16 protein-coding genes and 1 other RNA gene are annotated in these 23,204 nt (G+C 54.9%); 8 read left to right on the top strand and 9 right to left on the bottom strand.

The window, feature by feature from the left end:
- Positions 1–505: 505 nt before the first annotated feature.
- From INT12_RS01830 to INT12_RS01820, 3 genes are all read left to right on the top strand, one after another.
- Positions 506–3,580 carry a BPTD_3080 family restriction endonuclease gene (locus tag INT12_RS01830; RefSeq protein ID WP_193040837.1) on the top strand — a complete coding sequence of 1,025 codons (3,075 nt, stop codon included), beginning with the start codon at positions 506–508 and terminating at the stop codon, positions 3,578–3,580.
- 10 nt (positions 3,581–3,590) lie between these two features.
- Positions 3,591–6,605: a site-specific DNA-methyltransferase gene (locus tag INT12_RS01825; protein ID WP_193058745.1), complete on the top strand. Its 3,015-nt coding sequence runs from the start codon at positions 3,591–3,593 to the stop codon at positions 6,603–6,605.
- Between the two features lie 121 nt (positions 6,606–6,726).
- Positions 6,727–8,796, top strand: a complete 2,070-nt coding sequence (locus INT12_RS01820; protein WP_193058744.1) for a UvrD-helicase domain-containing protein — start codon at positions 6,727–6,729, stop codon at positions 8,794–8,796.
- A 48-nt stretch (positions 8,797–8,844) separates the two neighbouring features.
- Here the strand turns inward: INT12_RS01820 and INT12_RS01815 are convergent, their stop codons facing one another.
- Both INT12_RS01815 and INT12_RS01810 read right to left on the bottom strand, forming a co-directional pair.
- Positions 8,845–9,147 carry a hypothetical protein gene (locus tag INT12_RS01815; RefSeq protein WP_032699731.1) on the bottom strand — a complete coding sequence of 101 codons (303 nt, stop codon included), beginning with the start codon at positions 9,145–9,147 and terminating at the stop codon, positions 8,845–8,847.
- Between the two features lie 245 nt (positions 9,148–9,392).
- Positions 9,393–9,725: a hypothetical protein gene (locus INT12_RS01810; RefSeq protein ID WP_032699730.1), complete on the bottom strand. Its 333-nt coding sequence runs from the start codon at positions 9,723–9,725 to the stop codon at positions 9,393–9,395.
- 528 nt (positions 9,726–10,253) lie between these two features.
- Here INT12_RS01810 and INT12_RS01805 point away from each other — a divergent pair.
- The 5 genes from INT12_RS01805 (at position 10,254) to INT12_RS31120 (ending at position 14,836) form a co-directional block, all read left to right on the top strand.
- A complete protein-coding gene (locus INT12_RS01805) occupies positions 10,254–10,790 on the top strand; it encodes a LasR-specific antiactivator QslA (RefSeq protein ID WP_193058743.1) in 537 nt (178 codons plus the stop codon).
- A 1,069-nt stretch (positions 10,791–11,859) separates the two neighbouring features.
- Entirely contained in the window at positions 11,860–13,260 is a 1,401-nt protein-coding gene (locus tag INT12_RS01800) for a YfjI family protein (protein ID WP_032699727.1), read from the top strand.
- Positions 13,253–13,606, top strand: a complete 354-nt coding sequence (locus INT12_RS01795) for a hypothetical protein (RefSeq protein ID WP_032699725.1) — start codon at positions 13,253–13,255, stop codon at positions 13,604–13,606. Before INT12_RS01800 ends, INT12_RS01795 begins: the two co-directional genes overlap by 8 nt.
- Positions 13,590–14,570, top strand: coding sequence for an integrase domain-containing protein (locus tag INT12_RS01790; protein WP_004411731.1), 981 nt, complete (start codon positions 13,590–13,592; stop codon positions 14,568–14,570). The genes INT12_RS01795 and INT12_RS01790 overlap by 17 nt, the downstream gene beginning before the upstream one ends.
- Positions 14,567–14,836 carry a hypothetical protein gene (locus tag INT12_RS31120; RefSeq protein WP_032699723.1) on the top strand — a complete coding sequence of 90 codons (270 nt, stop codon included), beginning with the start codon at positions 14,567–14,569 and terminating at the stop codon, positions 14,834–14,836. Before INT12_RS01790 ends, INT12_RS31120 begins: the two co-directional genes overlap by 4 nt.
- 166 nt (positions 14,837–15,002) lie before the next feature.
- Here INT12_RS31120 and INT12_RS01785 read toward each other — a convergent pair whose 3' ends face one another.
- The 7 genes from INT12_RS01785 to INT12_RS01755 all read right to left on the bottom strand — a co-directional run bounded on the left by INT12_RS01785 (position 15,003) and on the right by INT12_RS01755 (position 23,114).
- Positions 15,003–16,259, bottom strand: a complete 1,257-nt coding sequence (locus tag INT12_RS01785) for an integrase domain-containing protein (protein ID WP_004411729.1) — start codon at positions 16,257–16,259, stop codon at positions 15,003–15,005.
- Positions 16,260–16,445: 186 nt separating this feature from the next.
- Positions 16,446–16,839, bottom strand: a transfer-messenger RNA (tmRNA) gene (gene ssrA, locus INT12_RS01780).
- Positions 16,840–16,941: 102 nt separating this feature from the next.
- On the bottom strand, positions 16,942–17,226 hold the full coding sequence (locus tag INT12_RS01775) for a hypothetical protein (protein WP_046382031.1): 285 nt from the start codon (positions 17,224–17,226) through the stop codon (positions 16,942–16,944).
- Positions 17,227–17,363: 137 nt separating this feature from the next.
- Positions 17,364–20,174, bottom strand: a complete 2,811-nt coding sequence (locus INT12_RS01770) for an FAD-binding and (Fe-S)-binding domain-containing protein (RefSeq protein WP_193039620.1) — start codon at positions 20,172–20,174, stop codon at positions 17,364–17,366.
- Positions 20,171–20,842, bottom strand: a complete 672-nt coding sequence (locus tag INT12_RS01765; protein ID WP_046487594.1) for a LutC/YkgG family protein — start codon at positions 20,840–20,842, stop codon at positions 20,171–20,173. Before INT12_RS01765 ends, INT12_RS01770 begins: the two co-directional genes overlap by 4 nt.
- Entirely contained in the window at positions 20,842–22,293 is a 1,452-nt protein-coding gene (locus tag INT12_RS01760; protein ID WP_169884820.1) for a LutB/LldF family L-lactate oxidation iron-sulfur protein, read from the bottom strand. The genes INT12_RS01765 and INT12_RS01760 overlap by 1 nt, the downstream gene beginning before the upstream one ends.
- Entirely contained in the window at positions 22,290–23,114 is an 825-nt protein-coding gene (locus tag INT12_RS01755; RefSeq protein WP_046382035.1) for a (Fe-S)-binding protein, read from the bottom strand. Before INT12_RS01755 ends, INT12_RS01760 begins: the two co-directional genes overlap by 4 nt.
- Positions 23,115–23,204: the final 90 nt, after the last annotated feature.

The following is a 23,204-nucleotide window of genomic DNA, read 5'->3' as shown; positions in this document are numbered from 1 at the left end:
TTTTAGTTGGAATACCAATTGGAATACTGGGCGTCATCTCTGCGAATCATCTCATCATCTGGAGCCGAAAAGCGCTCGGCTTGACGGTGCCGGGTAAAATTTAACGTTCGAACCGTGCATTCTTTAGGTACTGCCGGGTCATAGTGCTCCTTGATCAACGCAAAATTTGCGCATGATGCTGGTCTATACCTGGCACATTTCCATCCCAGCTTGGAACCAGTCTTATACTCATCCTTGGCGGGCACAAATCAGGGAGCCGGCGCCTCTGTCACGGCGCTAGTAGGGCTCAGACTTATCGCGATATGCCGCCAAATTTACTCTAAAAAATCCAAGAACTTAGCGGTTGCCAATTGAGGTCTGCTTGCTCACACTCGCTCGATAAATCGACCTAGCCTTGTTAAGGCTGTACTTGTCTAGCTTGATACGGATATGGGCTGGGAGAGATACGTAAGCTCTCCTAGCGAAATTGTTGCAGCAACAATCTGGCAGGGGAGCCTGAGGCACCGTGAACAATCCTTTTTTTGAGCAGCCCATCCTTAACTCCCCATATGACTACCCCAGTCGTCACTGGGAGCTGGATAACTCCGGTCAGCCCACCCAGAAAACTATTGAAAAGCGCCGTCGAGCTGAATTCATTACGCCAATCCCTAAGCCTAAAAAGCTAAAAGGGATACCTACCCAAGCGGGTCTGCTCTTTGATGAGGGCCTGGGTTTGACTTCTAATGATCAGCAGTACGATCACACAGCAGTCATTAATGCCGTGCGAGAGGAAGTGGATAAATGGCGCCGCATCCCCAGCCCGACTGACTGGCGAGTAACTCCTGAAACTGCCCGTCTGCTCCAACATTGGCGTCAGCATGATTTTGCCGGTGTACGTCCGTTCTTCTGCCAGGTCGAAGCGGTGGAGACCGCCATATGGCTTACTGAAGTCGCTCCGCAGCTAGGAAAGGCTGGTCATCGCTTCCTTGATCATTTGGACAGCACCAATCGTGAAGCTAACCCGGAGCTGATGCGTCTCGCTCTTAAGCTAGCTACCGGCGCAGGTAAAACCACGGTAATGGCCATGTTGATTGCATGGCAGACCATCAATGCAGTACGCAAGCCAGGCAGCAAGAAGTTCACCCGTGGATTTCTACTTGTGGCCCCAGGTATCACCATACGTGACCGCCTGCGGGTGCTGATGCCAAACGATCCGGAGAGTTATTACCAAAACCGTGAATTGGTGCCTGCGGATATGCTGGAGGACCTTCACAAGGCCAAAATCGTGATCTCCAACTATCACGCTTTCAAGCTGCGCGAAAGAGTGGAGCTGTCGAAGGGAGGGCGTTTACTGCTGCAGGGAAGAGGGGGGGATGAGCTTAATTTGCTCGAAACCGAAGGCCAGATGCTGCAGCGCGTTATTCCTGAATTGATGGGGATGAAAAACATCATCGTCATCAACGATGAAGCGCATCACTGCTATCGTGAAAAGCCCGGAGGCAATGACGAAGAAGATCTTTCAGGTGATGAGAAAAAAGAGGCAGAGCAAAACAAGGAAGCAGCACGTCTCTGGATCTCTGGCTTAGAAGCAGTCAATCGCATGCTTGGAGTGAGGCGTGTGTTCGATCTGTCCGCCACACCGTTCTTTCTCAGCGGTTCCGGTTATGTAGAGGGTACGCTGTTCCCTTGGACTATGAGCGATTTTTCTCTGATGGATGCCATCGAATGCGGCATCGTTAAGCTACCCAGGGTTCCGGTGGCGGAGAATATTCCCGGTAATGAAATGCCCATGTTTCGTAAATTGTGGGATCACATCGGCAAGAAAATGCCTAAGAAAGGGCGAGGGCAGAGCAAGTCACTTGATCCTCTCAGCATACCTGTGGAGCTGCAGACCGCTCTACAGGCGCTCTACGGTCACTACGAGAAAACTTATCACCTCTGGAGCAAGGCCGGCATCAAGGTGCCCCCGTGCTTTATTGTCGTCTGCAATAACACGGCCACCTCCAAACTTGTCTACGACTACATTTCCGGATTCGTGCGCGAAAATGAGGATGGCTCATCGAACATCGAGAATGGCCGACTGGCGTTATTCCGTAATTACGATGAAAACGATAACCAGTTGGCTCGTCCGAATACCTTGCTGATTGACAGTCAGCAGTTGGAGTCAGGTGAGGCGTTGGATAAAAATTTCCGTGAGCTCGCTGCCGACGAAATTGAACGCTTCAAGCGAGATGCGCTTGAGCGTGGTGGCGAACTTGCCAACCATATTCGTGCGGGTAGGGATATTGACGACGCCACTTTACTGCGTGAAGTGATGAATACTGTAGGTAAGGCTGGACAATTAGGTGAGTCAATACGTTGCGTAGTATCGGTATCAATGCTTACGGAAGGGTGGGACGCGAATACAGTAACCCACGTTCTGGGTGTGCGCGCATTTGGCACTCAGCTGCTCTGCGAGCAGGTCATTGGTCGCGCACTACGTAGGCAGTCTTACGACCTCAACGAGGATGGACTTTTCGATGTGGAATATGCCGATGTGCTTGGCATCCCTTTCGACTTTACGGCCAAACCGGTGATTGCTCCACCGCAATCTCCCCGAGAGACCATCCAAGTGAAGGCTGTGTTACCACAGCGAGAATCGCTAGAAATCCAGTTCCCGCGGGTAGCCGGTTACCGCGTCGAACTACCTGATGAACGTCTAACCGCTCATTTCAACGACGACTCCATATTTGAGCTCACTCCAGCTATTGTCGGACCCTCAATCACCCAAAACTCCGGCATCATTGGAGAGACTGTGGATTTGAGCCTTGAGCATATACGTGATATGCGAAGGTCCAGTTTACTCTTCCACCTCACCGAACGTTTGCTCTACACCAAATGGCGCGATCCGGGTGAGGAACCAAAGCTGCACTTGTTCGGGCAACTTAAGCGCATTGCCAAGGAATGGCTGGACACATGCCTAGTTTGCAAGGGTGATACCTATCCCGGACTGCTGATGTACCAGGCGCTGGCTGATATAGCTTGCGAGCGCATCACCGCAGCTATTACCAGAGCAGAGCAAGGGAAGCGGCCTATCAAGGCAGTTTTAGATCCCTACAACCCGACCGGCTCGACAGCACATGTCAACTTCACCACCTCTAAGACAGACCGCTGGGAAACCAAGTCCACTCGCTGCCAGCTTAATTGGGTCATTCTCGATAGTGATTGGGAGGCCGAATTTTGCCGAGTGGCCGAGGCACACCCCAAAGTGATTGCCTATGTGAAGAACCATAATCTAGGGCTGGAAGTGCCATATCGCTACGCATCAGAATCGCGTAAATACCGTCCAGATTTCATTGTGCATGTCGATGATGGTAGCGGGCAGGATGATCCACTCAACCTGATTGTCGAGATCAAAGGTTACCGTGGCGAGGATGCCAAGGAGAAAAAATCGACGATGGAGACCTATTGGATCCCCGGAGTGAACAATCTGAACAGTTTCGGTCGCTGGGCCTTCGCTGAATTCACCGACGTGTTTCAGATGCATGATGACTTTGCCAAAAAAGTCGAAAGTGAATTCAACAAAATGATCAATCGCGTCACCGCCAAGTCGGTTGCGTAAGGAAGCAGACATGGCCAAGAACCCGAAAACAGCGCTTTCTGTCGAAGCGCTCACGCACGACGAAGCTACACGTAAGAATATTCCTACCGCCGAGTACCAGTCGGTAATGAAAAAGGATGAGCAGGCCCCAGTAAAGGTCAGGTATCCACGTGGTAGCAAAGAGCTCGCAGATGAAAAGAAAAGTCGCAATTACGATTTAGATCCGCAACTCGTGTGGCGTGGCAAGGACCAACAGGATTGGTCCGAATTGGTGGTACACGCGCCCCCGCTCTACATTCAAGAGAAAGTTCACCCCAAGGTGTTAATCGATGATCTGCGCAGGCGCACTGAAGCCGCAGATCTTGCAGATGAGGCCGGTCAGGCTGGGGCCATGGTAGATCTGTTTGCCGACTTCAATGGGCTCCCTGACGACAACGCCAGAACCGAGTTTTACCAGCACGACGCGCATTGGACAAATCGCATGATCCTTGGTGACTCGCTGCAGGTTATGGCTAGTCTGGCCGAGCGCGAGGGGCTTCGTGGCAAAGTGCAATGCATATATTTTGATCCCCCTTACGGCATCAAATTCAACTCCAACTTTCAGTGGTCGACCACCAGTCGTGATGTCAAAGATGGTAATACTGATCACATCACGCGAGAGCCGGAGCAAGTCAAGGCATTCCGAGATACCTGGCGCGATGGCATTCACTCTTATCTAACCTACTTGCGTGATCGGCTTGCCGTCGCTAGAGATTTGCTGATCCATTCCGGCTCAATTTTCGTGCAAATTGGCGACGAAAATGTTCATCGAGTCAGGGGCTTAATGGACGAGGTTTTCGGTGATGAAAACTTCGTAAGCATGATTACCATGAAGACTACAGGTGGTTTAGGTAGTTCAGGGCTCAAAGGTGTAAGTGACTACATCCTTTGGTATGCGAAGAGTAAGGATGTGATGAAGTTTCGAAAGCCTTTGCTTAATAAAGTACAGGGTGAGGGGGCCTCAACGGGTGAAAGGTATAGTGCCGTCTATGAGGTGGATTCCGGGGTATATCGGACTTTAACTAAAGATGAACGTCAAGACTCTAGTACTATTCCGCTAAATGTAGCAACATTTAGATATGATAATTTGGTTTCATCTGGTTATACACCAACTTGCACTTTTCCGTTGATGTATCAGGGTCGTGCCTTCACGCCTGGTGGTGGACGGAGCTGGAAAACTAACCAAGCTGGTGTGGAAAGATTAATTAAAGCATCTCGCATTGGTTGTACTGGTAAAAGCGTCCAGTATCGCCGGTTTTTGAATGACTACCCAGGGTTCGAAGTTAATAATATATGGTTGGATATTGCGGTTCGAACAGATAAGCAATATGTTGTCGAGACATCCACTAACGCTGTGCAGCGTTGTCTTTTGATGGCGACTGACCCAGGTGATTTAGTACTTGATCCAACCTGCGGCTCGGGAACTACAGCGTACGTCGCTGAGCAATGGGGCCGTCGATGGATTACCATAGACACCTCGCGCGTTTCTCTCGCTCTGGCCCGAGCCAGAATCATGGGGTCTCGCTACCCGTATTATCTTTTAGCTGACAGTCGCGATGGGCAGCTGAAGGAAGCGGATATTACTCGCAGTGTGCCTTCCAGTCAGCCCACCAAAGGCAATATTAGTCACGGTTTTATCTACGAGCGCGTCCCGCATATCACTCTTAAATCTATCGCCAATAACACTGAAGTCGATGTTATCTGGGAAAAATTTCAGGTGTCTCTCGAGCCCTTGCGCGAGAAGCTAAATAATTTGTTGGGAAAGAGCTGGCAAGAATGGGAAATTCCACGGGAAGCCGATGAGCTGTGGCCAGATAAAACTCAAGCGTTATTTGTGAAGCTTCGCGCAGAACAATCTCGCGGCGAGAAGGCTAATCAGGCGAAAATTTCCGATTGGTTGCTTACCATAAATAAAAATCTGCAGCGCAGTTATACACTCAAAACACTGCCATCCCGTCCGGCCGACCCTTGGCCTAGCGAATCGGTAAGTATCCACTCAGCATGGTGGCAAGCCCGTATCGCTCGTCAGCAGGAAATCGATGCCTCCATCGCTGCTAAGGCAGACTCCGAGTTTCTCTACGACAAGCCATATGAAGACAAAAAGAAAGTCCGCGTTGCTGGCCCCTTCACCGTGGAGAGTTTGTCACCGCATCGAGTGCTGGGAGTGGATGAGCACGACGAGCTTATTGATCCTGCCGTGAGTGAAAAACAGGTGGGTCATGGTGAAGAACACAATTTCGTGCAGATGATACTGGAAAACCTGAAAACAGCTGGGGTTCAGCAGGCTCACAAGGAAGACAAAATTAACTTCACTTCGCTCGGCCTTTGGCCTGGCGGATTCGTTTGTGCGGAAGGACGTTACTTTGAAGGCGAGGAAGAGAGTGGTACGGAGAGACGTGCTGCCATTTTTATTGGTCCCGAGTTCGGAACAGTATCGCGCCCTGATTTGGTTGCGGCTGCTCGCGAAGCCGGCGATGCCGACTTCGATGTACTGATTGCTTGTGCGTTCAACTACGACGCTCACTCTAGTGAGTTCGACAAGCTTGGTCGTATTCCTATTCTTAAGGCGCGCATGAACGCTGACCTACATATGGCAGATGACCTAAAGAATACCGGCAAGGGCAATCTTTTCGTAATATTCGGTGAGCCAGACATCGACATCCTTGATGCGGAAGATGGCCATATTCAGGTTAAGGTTAACGGTGTGGACGTGTTTCACCCAAATACCGGTGAAGTGCGGTCTGACTCCGCTGATGGCATAGCCTGTTGGTTTATCGACACTGACTATAATGAAGAGTCTTTCTTTGTCCGCCATGCCTATTTTCTTGGCGCGAATGATCCCTACAAATCCTTGAAAATTACACTGAAGGCCGAAGTCAACGAAGACGCATGGGCAAGCCTTAACAGCGATGTATCTAGAACCTTCCCAAAACCACAGTCTGGTCGCATTGCCGTGAAGGTGATCAACCATCTTGGAGACGAGGTTATGAAGGTATTCAAGGTATGAATTTTGGGGGGCGTATGCTTGAAATATTTATAAAGTTATCTATCCCGGATTTCAAAAGGCAAGCTGCTGCGCACTTTGCTAAGCATACAAAAATAATGTCTATATGGACTTTGGGGGCTGAATGAACTTTCTTATAGCTGATACGTTTTCGGATAGCCTTGTAAAACTTACTGGTGACGAGCAAAAGCAAGTAAAAACGACTGCTTTTGACCTTCAGATGAATATTGCTAATCCGGGGATGAGCTTCCATAAGTTAGACAGGGCTCGCGACAAGAATTTCTGGTCAGTACGAGTAAGTAGCGACATTCGTATTATTGTACATAAGACCGTGTCCAGTTTATTGCTCTGCTATGTTGATCATCACGATAGAGCTTATCATTGGGCTGAGCGTAGAAAGCTGGAAATTCATCCTAAGACAGGTGCGGCGCAGCTGGTAGAGGTTAGAGAAACAGTACAGGAAATACGTATACCAACCTACCTGCCAGGAGAGTCAGTCAAAACGGTCAAGCCTGCCTTGTTTGCGGGCGTGGAAGAAGATGCATTGTTGGCCTATGGTGTTCCGCTTGAATGGTTAGCTGATGTTAGAACGGCCGATGAAGATAGTTTGTTACAACTGGCGGAGCATTTACCTAGCGAGGCCGCCGAAGCGCTATTGGAACTTGCGACTGGGGGGCGGCCGCCATTGCCTGTTGTTGCTGTTCCTGGCGTAGACCCTTTCAAGCATCCAGATGCTCAGCGACGCTTCCGGGTTATGGCGGACGCTGAAGAACTTGCTAAGGCACTGGATTACCCTTGGGAGAAGTGGGCTGTATTCCTACACCCTATACAGCGTCAATTGGTAGAAAAAGATTACAACGGACCGGCGCGCGTTGCAGGCTCCGCAGGAACAGGAAAAACAATTGTGGCGTTGCACAGGGCTGTGTATCTAGCTCGGAGCAATCCCGATTCACGCGTGTTGCTCACAACCTTTTCTACCGCTTTGGCCAATGCGCTGCACTTTAAGCTGAAGCATTTAATTGGCAATCAACCTCGTCTGGCTGAGCGGCTGGAAGTGGTCGCTTTGGATGAATTAGCTCGGAGACTGTTCGTCGCGCAAAATGGCCCGGTAAAAATTGCATCTGACGAAAATATAGACTTTCTATTGAAAGGAATTCTCGAAAGTACAACGGATATTAAATTTTCTCGTCGGTTTTTATTGGGTGAGTGGGAAGATGTCGTTGATGCATGGCAGTTAAATAGCTGGGAAGAGTATCGCGATATCAAACGGTTAGGCCGTAAAACGCGCTTGCCGGAGGGACAGCGCGAAGCACTATGGGATGTTTTCGCTAAGCTTAAAGATGCCTTAAAAAAATCGGGCGTAATGACTCGGTCAGAAATTTTTACTCGTGTCACATCGATGATTGGCCTGAGGCGCAACCCTTTATTTGATTATGCCATAGTGGATGAGGCTCAGGATCTTAGTGTTTCTCAGCTTCGGTTTCTCGCAGAGCTGGCAGGCGGGAGGTCCAATGGGCTATTCTTTGCAGGCGACCTAGGGCAGAGAATTTTCCAAACTCCATTCTCGTGGAAGTCTCTTGGTGTGGATGTACGAGGTCGTTCGCAGACGCTGCGAATCAACTATCGGACTTCCCATCAAATTCGCTTACAGGCAGATAGGTTGCTCGGGCCTGAGATAAGTGATGTTGATGGAAATACCGAAGACCACCGCGGTACTATCTCTGTTTTTAATGGACCTAGCCCGGAAATTCGTCGTTACGATAGTGAGGCTGCAGAGCAGCGGAATGTTGCTAGCTGGCTTACCGATCGCTTAAAAGAAGGCGTAAATCATGACGAAATTGGTATTTTTGTGCGCTCCGAAGTTGAAATGTCCAGAGCTATTGCAGCGGTAGAGCATGCTGGTTTACCGTACTCTGTACTCGATGAAAATCTAACCATTCTTCCTGCGTCTCTAACTATTAGCACCATGCATCTGGCCAAAGGATTAGAGTTCCGGATTGTGGTCGTGATGGCCTGTGATGACGAAGTGATTCCTTCCCAGGTTAGGATTGAATCCATTACGGATCAGGCCGACTTGGAGGAGGTTTATGAAACTGAGCGTCATCTACTCTATGTCGCCTGTACTCGGGCTAGAGATCATTTACTTATAACCTGTGTGAATCCAGGATCTGAGTTCTTGGACGATATGCTGTAATAGGAACGCACTTATAGAGTGTTGGTGGCTGAGCTACAGCAATGAGCTCTACCGCCAGTGCTCTGGAACTTCTATCCCATAGTTTTTCGCGACGGTTTGCAAAGTGAGAAGGATTTCAGTGTGCCTAGCCTGATCGGGAGCCATCCAATCGCTGCGACGATTCAGTAACGACTTAAGTTCGGATAGATTGTACATACCTAAGCGATGAAAATTACCCCAGCTGGGAATACCGAAAAGGTTGTAGATAACCACCGTTCCGTCACGTTCACTTGCCAGCCGTTTTTCGCCAGTCAGCTTCTCGGCTGCGTCGTCTGCATCATCTCGGTCTTCGTAGGTGTTGAGGAGTTTCATGAAAATCCCAGAAAATTTTGGAAAGGATTGTACTTCACACGCTCGGCCAGTTTCTACCTGTCGTGACTTCAGCGCAGTGGGGAGTCTGGCGATCAGTGAAGCATCGAGAATTTAGAAGGGGGGAGGTTAAATTCAGGCCGCCACACGTTACCAAAACTGATGTTTAAAGCCTCAAACGACCCGAACTGGTCGGTTGGTTTACCTGCGGTAACAAAACCAATTTAATGCCAAGTTAAAGGGGCCGCTTACATCGACTTGATCGATATCACTTCCACAAACCTATATTTTTTTCTGGCCGTCTTTGTGGCTTCTTGTCCCGCAAGCAGGGAGCTCAGCGTATCGGCCTCATGTACAATTTCGTGCATCCTGCCTTCGAATTCATTTCCTACTCGTAACGTGACTTTAAGCCTCGGAGTAAAGGCTTTTGAGACATTCTTTTTTGTCGTTGCCTTTGCTGGCTGCACTATCACCACATTCGGAGCGGTTTCTTGCTCGTGTAAGTCAATTGATGATGTAGGAATCTCAAACTCACCGAAAAGCGCTTGGCGCATCTCTTCTTCCGTCAAATCTGTATTCATACCATTTCTCATAAAGGCGTTATGTATAGCCTTCATAATTGTATCAGCATGTTCGGATTCTGTAGCCGAAAGACACCGAGGCAGTCACGTAGCGATCAACGGTGAGCAATAACTCGAGTTTCACCGTCTGGCCGGCAGTTTTCAGTCGGGGTTGGGGCTTATTGATACTCATGCTTGTGTTGTCGCTGCTTCGCATTTACGCTTTGTCCCGTCGTGGTCAATCCCGCGACCGGGTGTGACAACCTGAATTGTTCGAGGCGCATGGCGCCATAGCCAGTACAAAGTGCTTACACAGGCTTAGCTGCTGCTTTTCTATGGCGGATCGTGCGGGGCAGGCTTACGCCTGGCCGGTACCCTCGGACGCCGGTTTGTCACCCCCGTACGGTCTGCCACCCAACCGCGTGACAACGGTTGATGGCGGTTTTTACTTGTCCGAGGAGATAAGGAAAATGGCATGCCCACCTTTTAAGCTCGTGCGCCACCCCGGCCCAATGGTTCAAGCTGCAAACTATCTCGGAGGATTCCGCGATGTTTGATCTTTCGCTTCTGATCGGCCTCCCCAAACCCAACAGCATAGATACTTCATCGCTTAGCTCTGAAGACGCAGCGGTTAAGCTGCGGCAGGCTGCTACTCTCCGGCTTAACGGAGCCCAGAGTATTCTGCTTCATTTTCCCCAAGACGTTGAACTGGCAGTAGAGCTGTTGGATGACGCCGCCGTGTTGTACGACAAGGCATTCCGAAATTTAACTGGTATTCCAGCTCAAAGCGATCATCAGCAGATCCATGAGTACGTTTCTGTCCCATCCGCTGAAGGGTCTCCCGCAATCCAAACCCCGTGGGGCGATGAGTTCGCTCCGGTAATCAAGGAGGGTGTTCGTTGCGCCGAGACTTGGCTTGAAGGCTCATCATTACCATTATGGTGGGCGCTTTCTCAGAACCGAAAACGTCATCGTCCAGGTGATCCACAAGAGGCATTTGAAGCAGGTTTTTTGCTGCGGTTGCAGCAGACTTTGATCATGCGGCGTGAGGCCGTCATTTCTCAATCAACCCGCTTTGATGCCTGAGTCTGTGATTGACGTTTGAGATTTGCTTTTCCCGCCAAACCCTCCGATCAAGCGATCTTTGATCGCGCCGATCGGAGGGTTCACTCGCTTTTTCTCGAAGCCACCTCGTGCCACTTCCCAATTTTCAAATTTGATTAGCGCCACGCTCGCTTTCACCCTCCAGTAACTTCCCGCGATTTTTTATAGAGGGCAGCGTCATTTCAGCTTAAGTGCGGATCCTTTCGTTGGGCATGTATGCAGTTGTGGCGACAGCGGCGACGCCGGCGACAAACCACGTGGAACGTGGTCTGGAGCATGGCGACAAAAGTGGCGACAGTCGCCACTTTCTGAGCGCTTTGGCAGTGATGCTTGACCGCCATTTCGAGTGGGTATAAAAATTGGCGCACGGATCGCTGTCGTTGACAGCACCAGCCCAGGTAGCCAGAACCTTCAAGGCTACGCCACTTGCGTGGTGGTTCTCCCAAAGTGCGATTAGCATCCGGCGGCTCGCACGGTCACTCCCCAAGAGTGAAGGATGCCTACTCGGCTTATCTGTCCATTGCGGCAGACGATGGACCGTCCTCGCTGCGCTGCAGCAACCTCACCTCTCGACGCACTTCGCTGCGCCAGGCTGCGCCCGTCTCTTTCTTCTGGAAAGAGACGGGCGCTCGTACCACTGCTGCAAGCCACGTCACAAAAGGCATTGCCGCATCTCTCCTCGTGACAATCGGCCTGACAAATCCGATTCGTCGCAATCCGCAACGACACAGGCGCCGGTGCCGCAGCCTATGGAAAGACTGCACCTGACTGACAGTCAGGCATGCCCCAGGTGTCGATGTTGTTGCCTTCTCCCGCTCAGGATCTCCAGGTGCCGAACTCGTCAGCCGGCACAGCCTCCACCCGCCCGCATCTTCGAATGCGTCTAGGGAGGCCAGATTCATGGGTCATGCCCTTGCTCCCGGTCGTAAGGAGCCGTTCGTTCCACGTTAGTGAACACCTCACAGGCCGCAGGGGCCTTGATCCCTGATAACACTCAACAGCCGTGGCGGGACTACGTGAGGACAGCCAGCAATGAACGAGGAGAGGGCCCATGCAGCAGTTAGATCCGAAGCTTGAACTACCACGACCACCTCGACCGCTGATTGAGTCGAATCCCGTGGCCCAGCCTTATCCGGTGCAGGCACTGGGTGGGATTCTTGGGCCTGCGGTGGAACGCATGGCCGAGGTCATCGGCGTGCCCCAAGCACTGGCCGCGCAATCGGTGTTGGCTGCCTCGGCGCTGGCTACCCAAGGTCATGCGGGCTTACAGCTCGACGGGAGAAATTATCCCCTGTCGCTGTACCTGATCACGGTGGCAGCGTCGGGGGATCGTAAAACGGCGGCAGACCGATGTGCATTGCTGCCGGCACGGCAATGGGAGCGTGAGCAGTGGCAGCGTTACCGCGAACAGCTTGCACGGCACCGTGCCGCACAGCGGCAGGCGCAGCGTATCAATCCTGCCGATCCTGAGTCCGCGAACGGGGCGCCGCTCGAAGCGGAGCCCTCAGCCCCTAGGCTGATCACCACGGACCCAACTATCGAGGCCCTGATCAAGGGGCTCTGTCATGACCTGCCCAGCATGGGGCTGTTCTGTGATGAGGGCGGACAGTTTCTCGGCAGCAGCACCATGAGCCGGGATAACCGTTTGAAAGCGGTCACGACCTTGTCGTCACTTTGGGATGGCAGTCCGATAGATCGCGCGCGTTCCATGGTTGGTGAAAGCCTACGAGCCTATGACCGGCGTTTGAGCCTGCATCTGATGCTTCAGCCGTATTTAGCCATGCAGTTACTCAGTGATCCGTTGCTGCAGGGGCAGGGCATTCTCGGTCGCTGTCTGATGACCTGGCCCTCCAGCCTGGCAGGACAACGTAGCTACCAGGCTGTCGACTTGTCGAAAGACGGCGACTTGAAGCGCTATCACCACCGCATCTCGGCGCTGTTTCATCAGCCCTGGTCACTTACATCTGACGGTGCTCTGCAGCTATCACCGCTGACCCTCAGTCCGTTGGCCCGCCGTCGGTGGATAGATCTGCATGATGCCATCGAAGCCCAGTTGGGTGAGTTTGGCGAGCTGGCCTGCGTGCGGCCTAGCGGATCGAAGGCCGCCGATAACCTGCTGCGCGTCGCCGGCATTCTGGCAGTGGTGGAGGAGAGCAGCGTCGTGGAGGTCGACCATATCCAACGGGCCTCCGCATTAGTCGGCTACTACCTCAACGAGATCCAGCGCCTGACTGAGCAGGAGCCAGTGTGTCGAGTAAAAGAGGAGGCAGACCGGCTGCTGCGATGGCTACAGGTCAAAGATTGGAAGCGTTTCAGTATTCGTGAATTGAATCGCAACGGTCCCCGCTTTGCCCGCAAGAGCAGTCGTCATGCCGCCAAGCTACTGGTCGAGTTGATTGATCATCAGTGGTTGATCACTGATGGCCACACCTTCGAGGTGCGCCATGTTTAATCTTGATGAAGCGCTGCGCAACCATCTGGCTCAGCGCCAAAAGGAGCCCAAAGCGCGATTTGTCGCCGCTACCGTCGCCACTTTGTCGCCACGCTCAAAACCAAGCAGGACAAGGGTTGTCGCCGCTGTCGCCGGTGTCGCCACTACCCACAAAACTATTGCCTCGACGACAGCCATCATCCAATGGTTGGAAGAGCAGGGCGCGCAACTCTACGTCGCCAACAACACGCTTTGTTTCCGTCCAACTGATTGGGCCCAGTTCGCTATTGTGAGTGCACACTGGCAAGCCCTTCTACATGAGCTTGCTGCAGTCGATCAGGATCAGAAAAATGGCTCGCGTCGGTAAGCGCGCGGGGCGAAATTTCGGCTTCGGTCGCCAGCTCAGCTATGCCGGACCGCAAGCCCTGAAAGATCTGTTTGGCGACGGCCATTTTGCTACCGTCAAAGCCCATAGCGATCGGTGGCAGGCCTTCGTGAATTGGTGTCGATCCGAGGAAGGGCCGAGGCTCAATGACGCGCGTCAGATCGACCGCGAGATCCTCATGCGGTACGCCGCCTATATGAGGCAGCAGGTTGACCAAGGCAACGTCGGCATCGCCACCGCGCAGAACCGACTGTCAAGCGTGAACCGAACGATGGCTGCGCTGCGCGGTGATCAGTACGTCAAAATCCCCAGTCCGAGCAAGGCGCTGGGTATGCAGCGCTCAAACGTGCGCGGGGAGGCACCGCAAGGCCAAGATCGTGCTCAGATCGAGTTGATCGCACGCGCACTGTCAGAGCGAGGTCAGCAACGAGTGACCGCAATTGTGTATCTGGCTCGGGAGACTGGTATGCGCCTGCGTGAAGCGATCTTGGCTGACCTGCCCCGACTGCAACGTGAGGCCGGGCAACTGGGCAAGATCAACATCCAAGACGGCACCAAAGGTGGTCGATCAGGCGCGTCAGCACCGCGCTGGATCGCGGTCACTGATCAAATCCGTGGCGCCTTGGATAGGGCCTGGGAGGCTTCACCCAGCGGCAGTCGGAACCTGTTGGCTCCCAACGAGAGCTACAAAGAGTTTATGCAATCAGTTGTGCGACCGGCACGGGACCTCCTGCATGAACATGGATTGAAAGGCTTTCATGAGCTGCGGGCGGCTTACGCCTGTGAGCGCTATGAGCAACTAATCGGCTTTCCTGCACCCGTTAATGGTGGTCGTGTTCGTCAAGAGGATCGAGCACTCGATCAGCGAGCCCGTAAGCAGATCAGCCACGAGTTGGGACATAACCGCATCGATGTGGTGAGTGCCTACATCGGAGGCCGGCGATGACGGCCGAGTTCGACATAGCGTTGTTCCTGCGCCCCGTGCTCAAAGGTGCACATGCCACGCAGCAGCGGCACATCAGGCAAGCAAAAAGGATGCACGAGGTGATTCGTGAACGCTGGGGTTGCGCGACTCCCTGGTTCTGGAGAGAGAAGCACGTGAGATGGTTTCTGGAGCACTATTTGCGATGCTCAGCTCCAGCTACCATCTATTACTACGAGTTAACAGCAGGGTTGATCCGCCGTAGAAAGGCAAAACCCGTGGTTGCCTGATAGACCTTTAAGCGTGAGCCCCTGAGTATGGGAATGCGGAGCCTTCCCATACTCAGGGGCTTGGCTGAAAAAGCGCAGGCATACCAGAGATTTGGCAACTGTCGTCACTCCTTTCACCCTACTACACGACACGAATCGTAGCCGGTGCCGCGTACCTTTTGGATGTTCAGCGAATCGGTACGACGTTGCGATCTCTGGTTTGATTGATAGCCGATGCCGACAGGCTGCCGGTGGCCGCGTTCTGGATATGTTCACTCCACCAAGCCATCATCGGACGCCGGCGTTCGATGTAGTCAGTCCTGTTGTAGGCGCTACGAACTTCGTCCTTGTCGACATGCGCCAGCGCGACCTCGATCAGTTCCGGATCCCAGCCATGCTCATTCAGGATGGTGCTCGCCATCGAGCGCAAGCCGTGGCTGACTAGACGGTCCTGAAAGCCCATGCGCTTCAACGCCATGTTGGCGGTCTGGCTATTGGCATGGGTGCGGGGGTTTCTATCTGAGGGGAACACGTACTCTCTGTTACCACTGAGTTGCTTGAGCGTTTCCAGTAACGAAAGTGCCTGATCGGTGAGGGGGATTGTGTGCGGGCGCCGCTTTTTCATGCGCTCTGGCGGAATGGTCCAAATGCGCTTGTCGAAGTCGATATCTGCCCATCGTGTGGTGGCTGCTTCGGCGGGGCGGGTCATCGTGTGCAACTGCCATTCGATCAGGCAGCGGGTCGTGCGCTTGATGCTGGCATTCGCGATTTCCATCATGAGCTCGGGAAGCTCCTCAGGTGGCAGCGCAGCCATGTTTTCTTTCTTGGGTTTCTTGAACACCGCCCGAATTCCATTGAGGGGGTTCGCAAATATCAGCCCGGAGTTGACCCCGTAGGTCATGATCTCGTTGAGTCGTTGGCTCAATCGTTTCACGGTTTCGAGGCTCCCTTTGGCCTCGATTGGGCGAAGGATCTTGATAACCATCGGAGCAGTGATTTGAGAGAGCGGCGTTGTTTTCATGCTTGGGAACACATGGAGCGTCAGCGATCTCCAAATGTCTTCGGCGTAGGCTTTGGTTACGGAGTCTTTCTTCAGCTCGAACCAGGCGGTGGCCACCTTCTCGAACGTGTGTTCAGTCTCAGCAAGTTTGGCTTGCCTTACCTCATCACGCTGGGTTTTGGGATCAATGCCCAAAGCGAGCAGCTCACGCGCCTCTGCTGCTTTCTTCCGGGCGTTGGCTAGCGAGAGGTCGGGGTATGGACCGAGCGCCATATTAAGACGGGCTCTGGTCAACGGCTCGCGGTAATTGAAATTCCATATCATCGAGCCGCTGGCGCGTACTCGAAGCTGCAGGCCGTCGCCGTCGCTGAGGACGAAGTCTTTACCAGTTGCCTTGACTGCCTTGAGCTGGCGATCGGAGAGGCGGGTTGCGTTAGTAGGCATGGGGGCTACCTCCAGCACCGTTTTGGTATCCTGAAAATAGCATTTGGTAACTCGGGATACCACCTGGGATACCAAAGCGCATGGAACTCAGAAACCCTCCAAAGCCGCCAAAAGAGCTAAACCCCTCGTATTTACTGGGTTTCAGGCACAAAAAAAGACGTCCGTGGACGTCTTTAGTTGATCAAATGGTGGAGCCGGGGGGATTTGAACCCCCGTCCGCCAGTACTCCGCTGTCGGTACTACATGCGTAGCCGTGTCTATTAAGTTAACCCTCAGCGACCCGACGGGCAGGGTGCTTTGGGCGAGTTGTGTAAGTTTTAGCCGCTTCGTCCACAACGTACTGCACGGCGATTCTGTTCTATATGACAATCATTTTGGGTTTACAGACATCCCCTGATGATTGCTGGACCCGAAGGTACCAGGAGGGAAGGGCTAAGGCTGCTTACGCAGCGAGAGCGTATTCCCCGTAGGTTTCGTCATTGGCAACTATAGAAAGTTGCAACAGTGGATTTACGAGTTCTGTTACCAACTCGGCATGCACCTAAAGTTTCGCGACCGGCGTCGAATCCTAAACGGCCCCGTGCTTGTAACTCGTTGTTTCTTAGTGAGTGACAAGCCTGTGCAGTGTACGCCAAACGGTCACAGAAGGCCAACCCGAAGGTTGGCCATGAGCGTCGGGGTGTTACTGATTGGCGCCTTTGTCGCTGTTCTGTAGGTCTTGCAGGGCTTTGGACGTGATCTCTATGCACCTCTTGTCATCACCTGCTGCTTGGGCGGCTTTGGCTTGAGACACTGCGGTGTCGATTTCGCCGCTTTTGCCAGTGGTGTCGGTAGCGAGCAGGGCTTTGCCGTTGTTGATTTTGTCGAGATTAATCTGACAAAGCTGGTCGGTTTTTCCGGCGGCAAACGCCGGTGAGGCCAGCATCGCAGCGGTAATGAACACGCCAGCAAGAGCGGAATGCTTCATAAGGGTATCTCCTTGCGAAAAAGGGCTCGACGCTGCTGGCGTTCAAGGGCTGCCAGCGACATCACTGATGAGCCTCGATCGCCGAGGCCTATGCAGATGACTACGTCGCCGCGCAGGGGTTCTGTTTTTATGCAGGATTAGTGCGCCCTCGGTCGGGTTACGCGGTCCACGAGGTAGACCAGCCCGTGGTAATCGATGCCGCCATGCTGGCTCAGGCCGATCTCGCAGGTGCGGCTGGTGGAGATGCCTTCGCTGCAATATTGCACGGCATCTTTCAGTGAGCGCAGGGAGTGGGCGTTGAGTTCCGGGGTGGTGAAGCCTTTGTCGCCGGCAAATCCACAGCAGTGGATGCCTTCCGGGATCACCACGGTTTTCGCGCAGCGGCGGGCCAGGTCGATCAGGGCCTGGCTTTCCCCGAGGTGCTGGGTGCTGCAAGTGACGTGTACGGCGATTGGTGCTTCCTGCGGTATGAAGTCGAGGCGGTCCATCAGGTGTGTGCGGATAAATCGTACCGGGTCGTACAGGTCCAGGCGTGTTTCGCCCAGGTCTTGCACCAGGCGCAGGGTGCAGGGGCTGGTGTCGCAGTAGATCGGGTCGAGGCCGCCGCGGCTGGCGTGGAGCAAGGCGCCGATCAGTTCCTGGCGTTTGTGTTCGGCCTGTTCGGCATAGCCCTTGGAGGCGAAAGGCTGGCCGCAGCACAGGTTGTCCTGGTTGTCGGGGAAGACGACTTGGTAGCCGGCTTTTTCCAGCAGGCCGCGGGTTTTGTCGTACAGCGACGTTTGCTCTTTATCGCCAGCCGCCGGGCCCATGGCGCGTGAGACGCATGCCGCGAGGTAGACCACGCGTGGCCGCTCATCGGTCACTGCCGGGCTGAAGCGAATGGCTTTTTCCGGTTGCGGCATGGCGTTGGTCCATTGTGGGATTTGTCCCTTGGACAACTTGCTCACTGTGGCCGACAACTTGGCCAGGCGCGGCGCGCCCAACAGCATGCGTGCGCCGTTGGCGACGTGCAGGGTAAAGCGCGCGCCTTGTAGCGCAGTGGCGAAGTGGGTGGCCAACCATTCGGCGGTTTTCGTATGGTCAGCGTCGCGGGCCCGGAGTTTTTTCACCAAGTCGCCGGTGTTGATTCCCACAGGGCAGCGCTGGGCACATAACCCGGTGGCGGCGCAGGTGTCGATGCCCTGGTAGTGGTAGGCCGTTTCCAGTTCAGTGGTGTCGATGCCGGCGCGTTTCTTCGCCTGGATATCGCGCCAGATCACGATGCGCTGGCGCGGGCTCAAGGTCAGGCCTTTCGACGGGCATACCGGCTCGCAGAAACCGCACTCGATACACTTATCCACAAGCTCGTCGGCGGCAGGCAGCGGCTTGAGGTGTTTAAGGTGGATCTGCGGATCTTCGCTGAGCACCACGTCCGGGTTGAGAATACCGTTGGGGTCGAGCAGGCGTTTGAGTTGCCACATCAGTTGATAGGCGTCGCTGCCCCATTCCAGCTCGACGAACGGCGCCATGTTGCGGCCGGTGCCATGCTCGGCTTTCAGTGAGCCGCCAAACTCTACGGCCACCAGTTGGGCGACGTCGTCCATGAACGCTTGGTAGCGTGCGACTTCTTCGCTGCTGTTGAAGCCTTGGGTGAACACAAAGTGTAGATTGCCTTCCAGAGCGTGTCCGAAAAGGATGGCTTCGTCGTAGTGGTGTTTGTCGAACAGCTCGATCAAACGGTTAACGCCGATGGCCAACTGCTCGACCGGGAACGTCACGTCTTCGATGATCACCGTGGTGCCGGTTTTGCGCACGGCACCGACGGCGGGGAAGGTGTCTTTGCGGATTGCCCACAGGCGGGCGTTTTCCACCGGGTCTTCGGTGAAGTCGACCTGTTTTTCCACCGGAAACGCCGCCAGGGACGCCATGATCAGCGCCAGTTGCTCCTGGAGCAAAGAGGGCGATGCCGCACGGGATTCGATCAACAGTGCGCAGGCATTTTCCGATAGATGTTGTACGAAGGCGGGCATGCCGGGTTTGTCCTGCACCGAACGCATGCTGCGTCGGTCGAGCAGCTCAACCGCTGAGACCGGTTGGGTTTTCAGGACGGTCACCGCATTGCAGCAGGTCTCGACATCGGGGAATACGATCAGCGCCGAGGCTTTGTTCGGGTGGTCGATGACGGTGTCGTAAGTCACTGCGCTGATAAAGGCCAGGGTGCCTTCGGAGCCCACCAGCAGGTGGCTGAGGATATCCAGCGGCTCATCGAAATCCACCAGGGCGTTGAGTGACAGGCCGGTGGTATTTTTCAGACGGTATTTGTGGCGGATTTTGGCGGCCAGTTCAGCGTTTGCCCGCGTCTCCCGACCGAGTGTGGCCAGGCGTTCAAGCAGCGCGCCGTGCTGCTGACGAAATGCCACGACGCTGGCGGCATCTTCGGTGTCCAGGCGGCTGCCGTCGGCCAGCACCAGGCGAATCCCGGCCAGGGTGTGGTAGGTGTTTTGCGCCGTACCGCAGCACATGCCGCTGGCATTGTTGGCGACGATGCCGCCGATTTTGCAGGCGTTGATCGACGCCGGATCCGGCCCGATCTTGCGCCCGAATGGCGCCAGCCAGGCGTTGGCCTGGGCACCGATCACGCCGGGTTGCAGGCGGATCTGCGTGCCTTGCCCACGAATTTCGCGGCCGTTCCAGTTGTCCCCCAGTACGATCAGCACCGAATCGCTGATGGCCTGCCCGGACAAGCTGGTGCCCGCTGCGCGGAAGGTCACCGGAACATGATCGCGCTGGGCCAGTTTCAGCAGCGCCACGACTTCGTCTTCCGACTCGACGCGAATCACCAGCTGTGGGATCAGTCGGTAAAAACTGGCGTCTGTGCCAAATGCCAAGGTGGAAAGTGGGTCGTCGAAGCGACGAATTTTCGGGATCAGCTGTGCGACGTCAGCAAGGAAAGCGGCAGGCAGACTCATTGGTCCTCCAGGATCAGCACCACCAGGTCCTTCGGACCGTGGGCGCCATAAGCCAGAACTTGTTCGATGTCAGCGGTCTTCGACGGGCCGGACACCAGCAGGGCATTGGTGGGCATGCCTTGGGCCCAGGCGAATTGCTGCTGGACCTGATAAAAGTTGTCGTAAATCTCGCTGGCCTTGAGCAGTGCAAAGTGTACCGGCGGCACCAGGCTCATCAGTCGCGGTTCTTCCCGCGTGGGCCACAGAATCAGGCTACCGGTGGCGGCGATGGCGCCGAGGGTCGTGGTCAGGCTGGCCGGTGTGTCATTAAACAGCTCGGCTTTCCATTCTTCCACAGGGCGGTCGTAGGCTTTGAGCTGCGGCAATTGCGGATGGTTCGACCAGTGCTCGGTGATGCGCCGCCCATGCTCGGTTGTCGGCGCGATGAGCAGGCTGGGCAGCTCGCGTTTTTGCAGCAGCTGCGCGAGTAAAGCTGGCCATTCGGCGCCGCGGGTCAGGTGGATCTCGGTATGCACCGCCTCCATCAGCTTGCGCAATTGTGCGATGCGCTGTTCTGGCGGGTAGGTGTAGATCTGTGTGACCAGGGTCTCATCGAAGTTGTCGGGCACTGGTGTTGTGCCCGTCAGGCTGTGGCGCAATTTGCCGAGGATATTTTGCTTGGCGCTCATCAACGCGCTCCCTGTTTGGCCAAATGCTCGCGTGCCAGGTCATGCAGCGAACGGGCGGCGGGTTTAGGTGCGCTATGGTTTTGCGTCCATGGCCCGACGTTGTTCGGTACGAGGGCGCGCAGGCGCGTGGCGGCGAATGTGAACAGGCGGTACAGCGTCGGTGAGCTGTGGAGATTGGCCCAGGCGTTCCAGATGAACCGTTCCTGGCGCGAATACTTGCTGCCTTGGCCGCGCATCACGGGGTGTGGGCTATCCGGCGCTTTTACGTTCTCTTCCCGCAGACGGCGCAGCAAGGCCGGGATCGGAATTTTTACCGGACACACTTCTCCACAAGCACCGCACAACGAAGACGCACTGGGATGGTCCGGTACTTTTGCCAGGCCGACCATATGCGGTGTGATGATTTTTCCGATAGGGCCGGGGTAGACCTCGCCGTAGGTATGGCCACCGATTCGGGTATACACCGGGCAATGATTCATACAGGCGCCGCAGCGAATGCAGTTGAGTGTCTGACGCAATTCGCTGTCGGCAAACGCCTGGCTGCGTCCGTTGTCCAGCAGCACCAGGTGGACTTCCTCGGGGCCGTCGAGCTCATCGGCCTTGCGCGGGCCGGAGATCATGTTGACGTAGGTGGTGATTGGCTGGCCGAGCGCGGAGCGGGTCAGCAGCGACAGTAACGGCACCACGTCGCGCAGGTTTTCCACGACCTTCTCGATGCCGGTCACGGCGATATGCACGGGTGGCACTGTGGTCGACATACGCCCGTTGCCTTCGTTTTCCACCAGCAGCAGCGTGCCGGTTTCGGCCACGGCGAAGTTGACGCCGGAGACGCCGATATCCGCTTCGAAGAACTTTTCCCGCAGTACACGGCGACCAATCTGAATCAACTGGTCGACATCCTTGGTGTACTCCACGCCGAGTTTTTCGTGGAACAGCGACGCGACCTGGCTGGCGTTCTTGTGGATTGCCGGCATGATGATGTGGGACGGCTTCTCGTGGTCGAGTTGAACAATAAACTCACCCATGTCGGACTCAAGGCATTCGATGCCTTGGGCGGCGAGTACGTGGTTCATCTCCATCTCTTCGCTGACCATGGATTTGCCTTTGATCACCTGCGTGGCTTCGCGCCGGCGGATGATCGACAGCACGATCGCATTGGCCTCTTCAACCGTTTCTGCCCAATGCACGGTCACGCCGTTTCGGGTCAGGTTGGCTTCCAGTTGTTCGAGCAGGTCGGGCAGCTTTGACAGGGCGCGGGCGCGCACCGCGTTACCGAGGGCGCGCAGGTGTTCGCGTTCGTGGGCGTCGCTGAAAGACGCCGCCCGTTTGCTCATCAGGGAATCCATCGCATTGCGAAAGTTGTTTCGCAGTTGCGCGTCGCCCAGTGCCTGGTGGGCGCGGGTGCGGAAGTCTTCCGACACCTCGACGGTGGGAATCAGCGCGGCGTTCATCGTTCACCCCCGGTGCGTTGCCAGAGAAAGCTGGCCAGGTGTTGCCCGCGTAAGGCCGCCTGTTGTTTCTCCAGGGCGCCATTGATGTTCATCAGGCAACCGCAATCAGCACTCAGTACTTGATGGGCGCCGGAGTCCTGCAAGGCTCGGGTCTTGTCGGCCACCATTGCGCCGGAAATGTCCGGCATACGCACGCTGAACGTCCCACCAAAGCCACAGCATTCGCTTTCGTGGCTGTGGTCGACGCGTTCGACATTGCGCAATTGGGCCAGCAGTTCGCGGCCGTGAAGGTGGGTGTTCATTTCCCGACGCGCGGAGCACGACGTGTGCAGGGCGACCTTGACCGGCGCCCCGCTGTCGTTGAGTTGCACCTTGCACACGAACAACAGGAACTCCGCCAACTCATAAGTCCGGGCCGCGAGGGCCTGCACTTGTTTGAGGGTGTCGGGTTCGTCCTTGAAGAGGTCGGCGTAGTGCTCACGTAACATGCCGGCACAGGAGCCGGATGGCACCACCACCGGGTAGTCGCCGGCGAACAGCGCCAGTTGCGCGCGTGCCACTTGTCGGGCCTGGTCGGTATAGCCCGAGGTGTAGGCCGGTTGCCCGCAGCAGCTTTGCCCTTGGGGATAATCCACGCAGATCCCTTCGCGTTCCAGCAGGTGGATCGCGTCCATGCCGGCTTCGGGATAAAACAGATCGACCACGCAGGTGCCGAACAGGTAGACCTTCTGCGGTTTTTCGTGGGGGTATTCGCGTGGCTCGGCCAGAGGCGGCGCGACACGGGTGGCATTCGGCACGGCGTTGTAAAAAAGCTCGCTCATCAGGCGCGTTCTCCGGGTGGTCCCGGTTGTCCGTCCGTCAGGGCCGCAGCGTGTTCAGCGGCCCGGCAGAGGGGTTGTGGAGAGCTGACG

The organism is Pseudomonas sp. K8, assembly GCF_014889455.1.
In the GTDB taxonomy this organism is placed as follows: Bacteria; Pseudomonadota; Gammaproteobacteria; order Pseudomonadales; family Pseudomonadaceae; genus Aquipseudomonas; species Aquipseudomonas veronii.
This window is presented reverse-complemented; position numbering and strand designations above follow the sequence as displayed.

What these genes read in the sequence shown, in the direction of transcription:
- INT12_RS01760 (WP_169884820.1), bottom strand. Translation starts at nt 22,293, where the DNA reads ATGAACGCCGCGCTGATTCCCACCGTCGAGGTGTCGGAAGACTTCCGC.
- INT12_RS01815 (WP_032699731.1), bottom strand. Translation starts at nt 9,147, where the DNA reads ATGAAACTCCTCAACACCTACGAAGACCGAGATGATGCAGACGACGCA.
- INT12_RS01770 (WP_193039620.1), bottom strand. Translation starts at nt 20,174, where the DNA reads ATGAGTCTGCCTGCCGCTTTCCTTGCTGACGTCGCACAGCTGATCCCG.
- INT12_RS01775 (WP_046382031.1), bottom strand. Translation starts at nt 17,226, where the DNA reads ATGAAGCATTCCGCTCTTGCTGGCGTGTTCATTACCGCTGCGATGCTG.
- INT12_RS01805 (WP_193058743.1), top strand. Translation starts at nt 10,254, where the DNA reads ATGTTTGATCTTTCGCTTCTGATCGGCCTCCCCAAACCCAACAGCATA.
- INT12_RS01820 (WP_193058744.1), top strand. Translation starts at nt 6,727, where the DNA reads ATGAACTTTCTTATAGCTGATACGTTTTCGGATAGCCTTGTAAAACTT.
- INT12_RS01825 (WP_193058745.1), top strand. Translation starts at nt 3,591, where the DNA reads ATGGCCAAGAACCCGAAAACAGCGCTTTCTGTCGAAGCGCTCACGCAC.
- INT12_RS01755 (WP_046382035.1), bottom strand. Translation starts at nt 23,114, where the DNA reads ATGAGCGAGCTTTTTTACAACGCCGTGCCGAATGCCACCCGTGTCGCG.
- INT12_RS31120 (WP_032699723.1), top strand. Translation starts at nt 14,567, where the DNA reads ATGACGGCCGAGTTCGACATAGCGTTGTTCCTGCGCCCCGTGCTCAAA.
- INT12_RS01810 (WP_032699730.1), bottom strand. Translation starts at nt 9,725, where the DNA reads ATGAATACAGATTTGACGGAAGAAGAGATGCGCCAAGCGCTTTTCGGT.
- INT12_RS01765 (WP_046487594.1), bottom strand. Translation starts at nt 20,842, where the DNA reads ATGAGCGCCAAGCAAAATATCCTCGGCAAATTGCGCCACAGCCTGACG.
- INT12_RS01800 (WP_032699727.1), top strand. Translation starts at nt 11,860, where the DNA reads ATGCAGCAGTTAGATCCGAAGCTTGAACTACCACGACCACCTCGACCG.
- INT12_RS01795 (WP_032699725.1), top strand. Translation starts at nt 13,253, where the DNA reads ATGTTTAATCTTGATGAAGCGCTGCGCAACCATCTGGCTCAGCGCCAA.
- INT12_RS01790 (WP_004411731.1), top strand. Translation starts at nt 13,590, where the DNA reads ATGGCTCGCGTCGGTAAGCGCGCGGGGCGAAATTTCGGCTTCGGTCGC.
- INT12_RS01785 (WP_004411729.1), bottom strand. Translation starts at nt 16,259, where the DNA reads ATGCCTACTAACGCAACCCGCCTCTCCGATCGCCAGCTCAAGGCAGTC.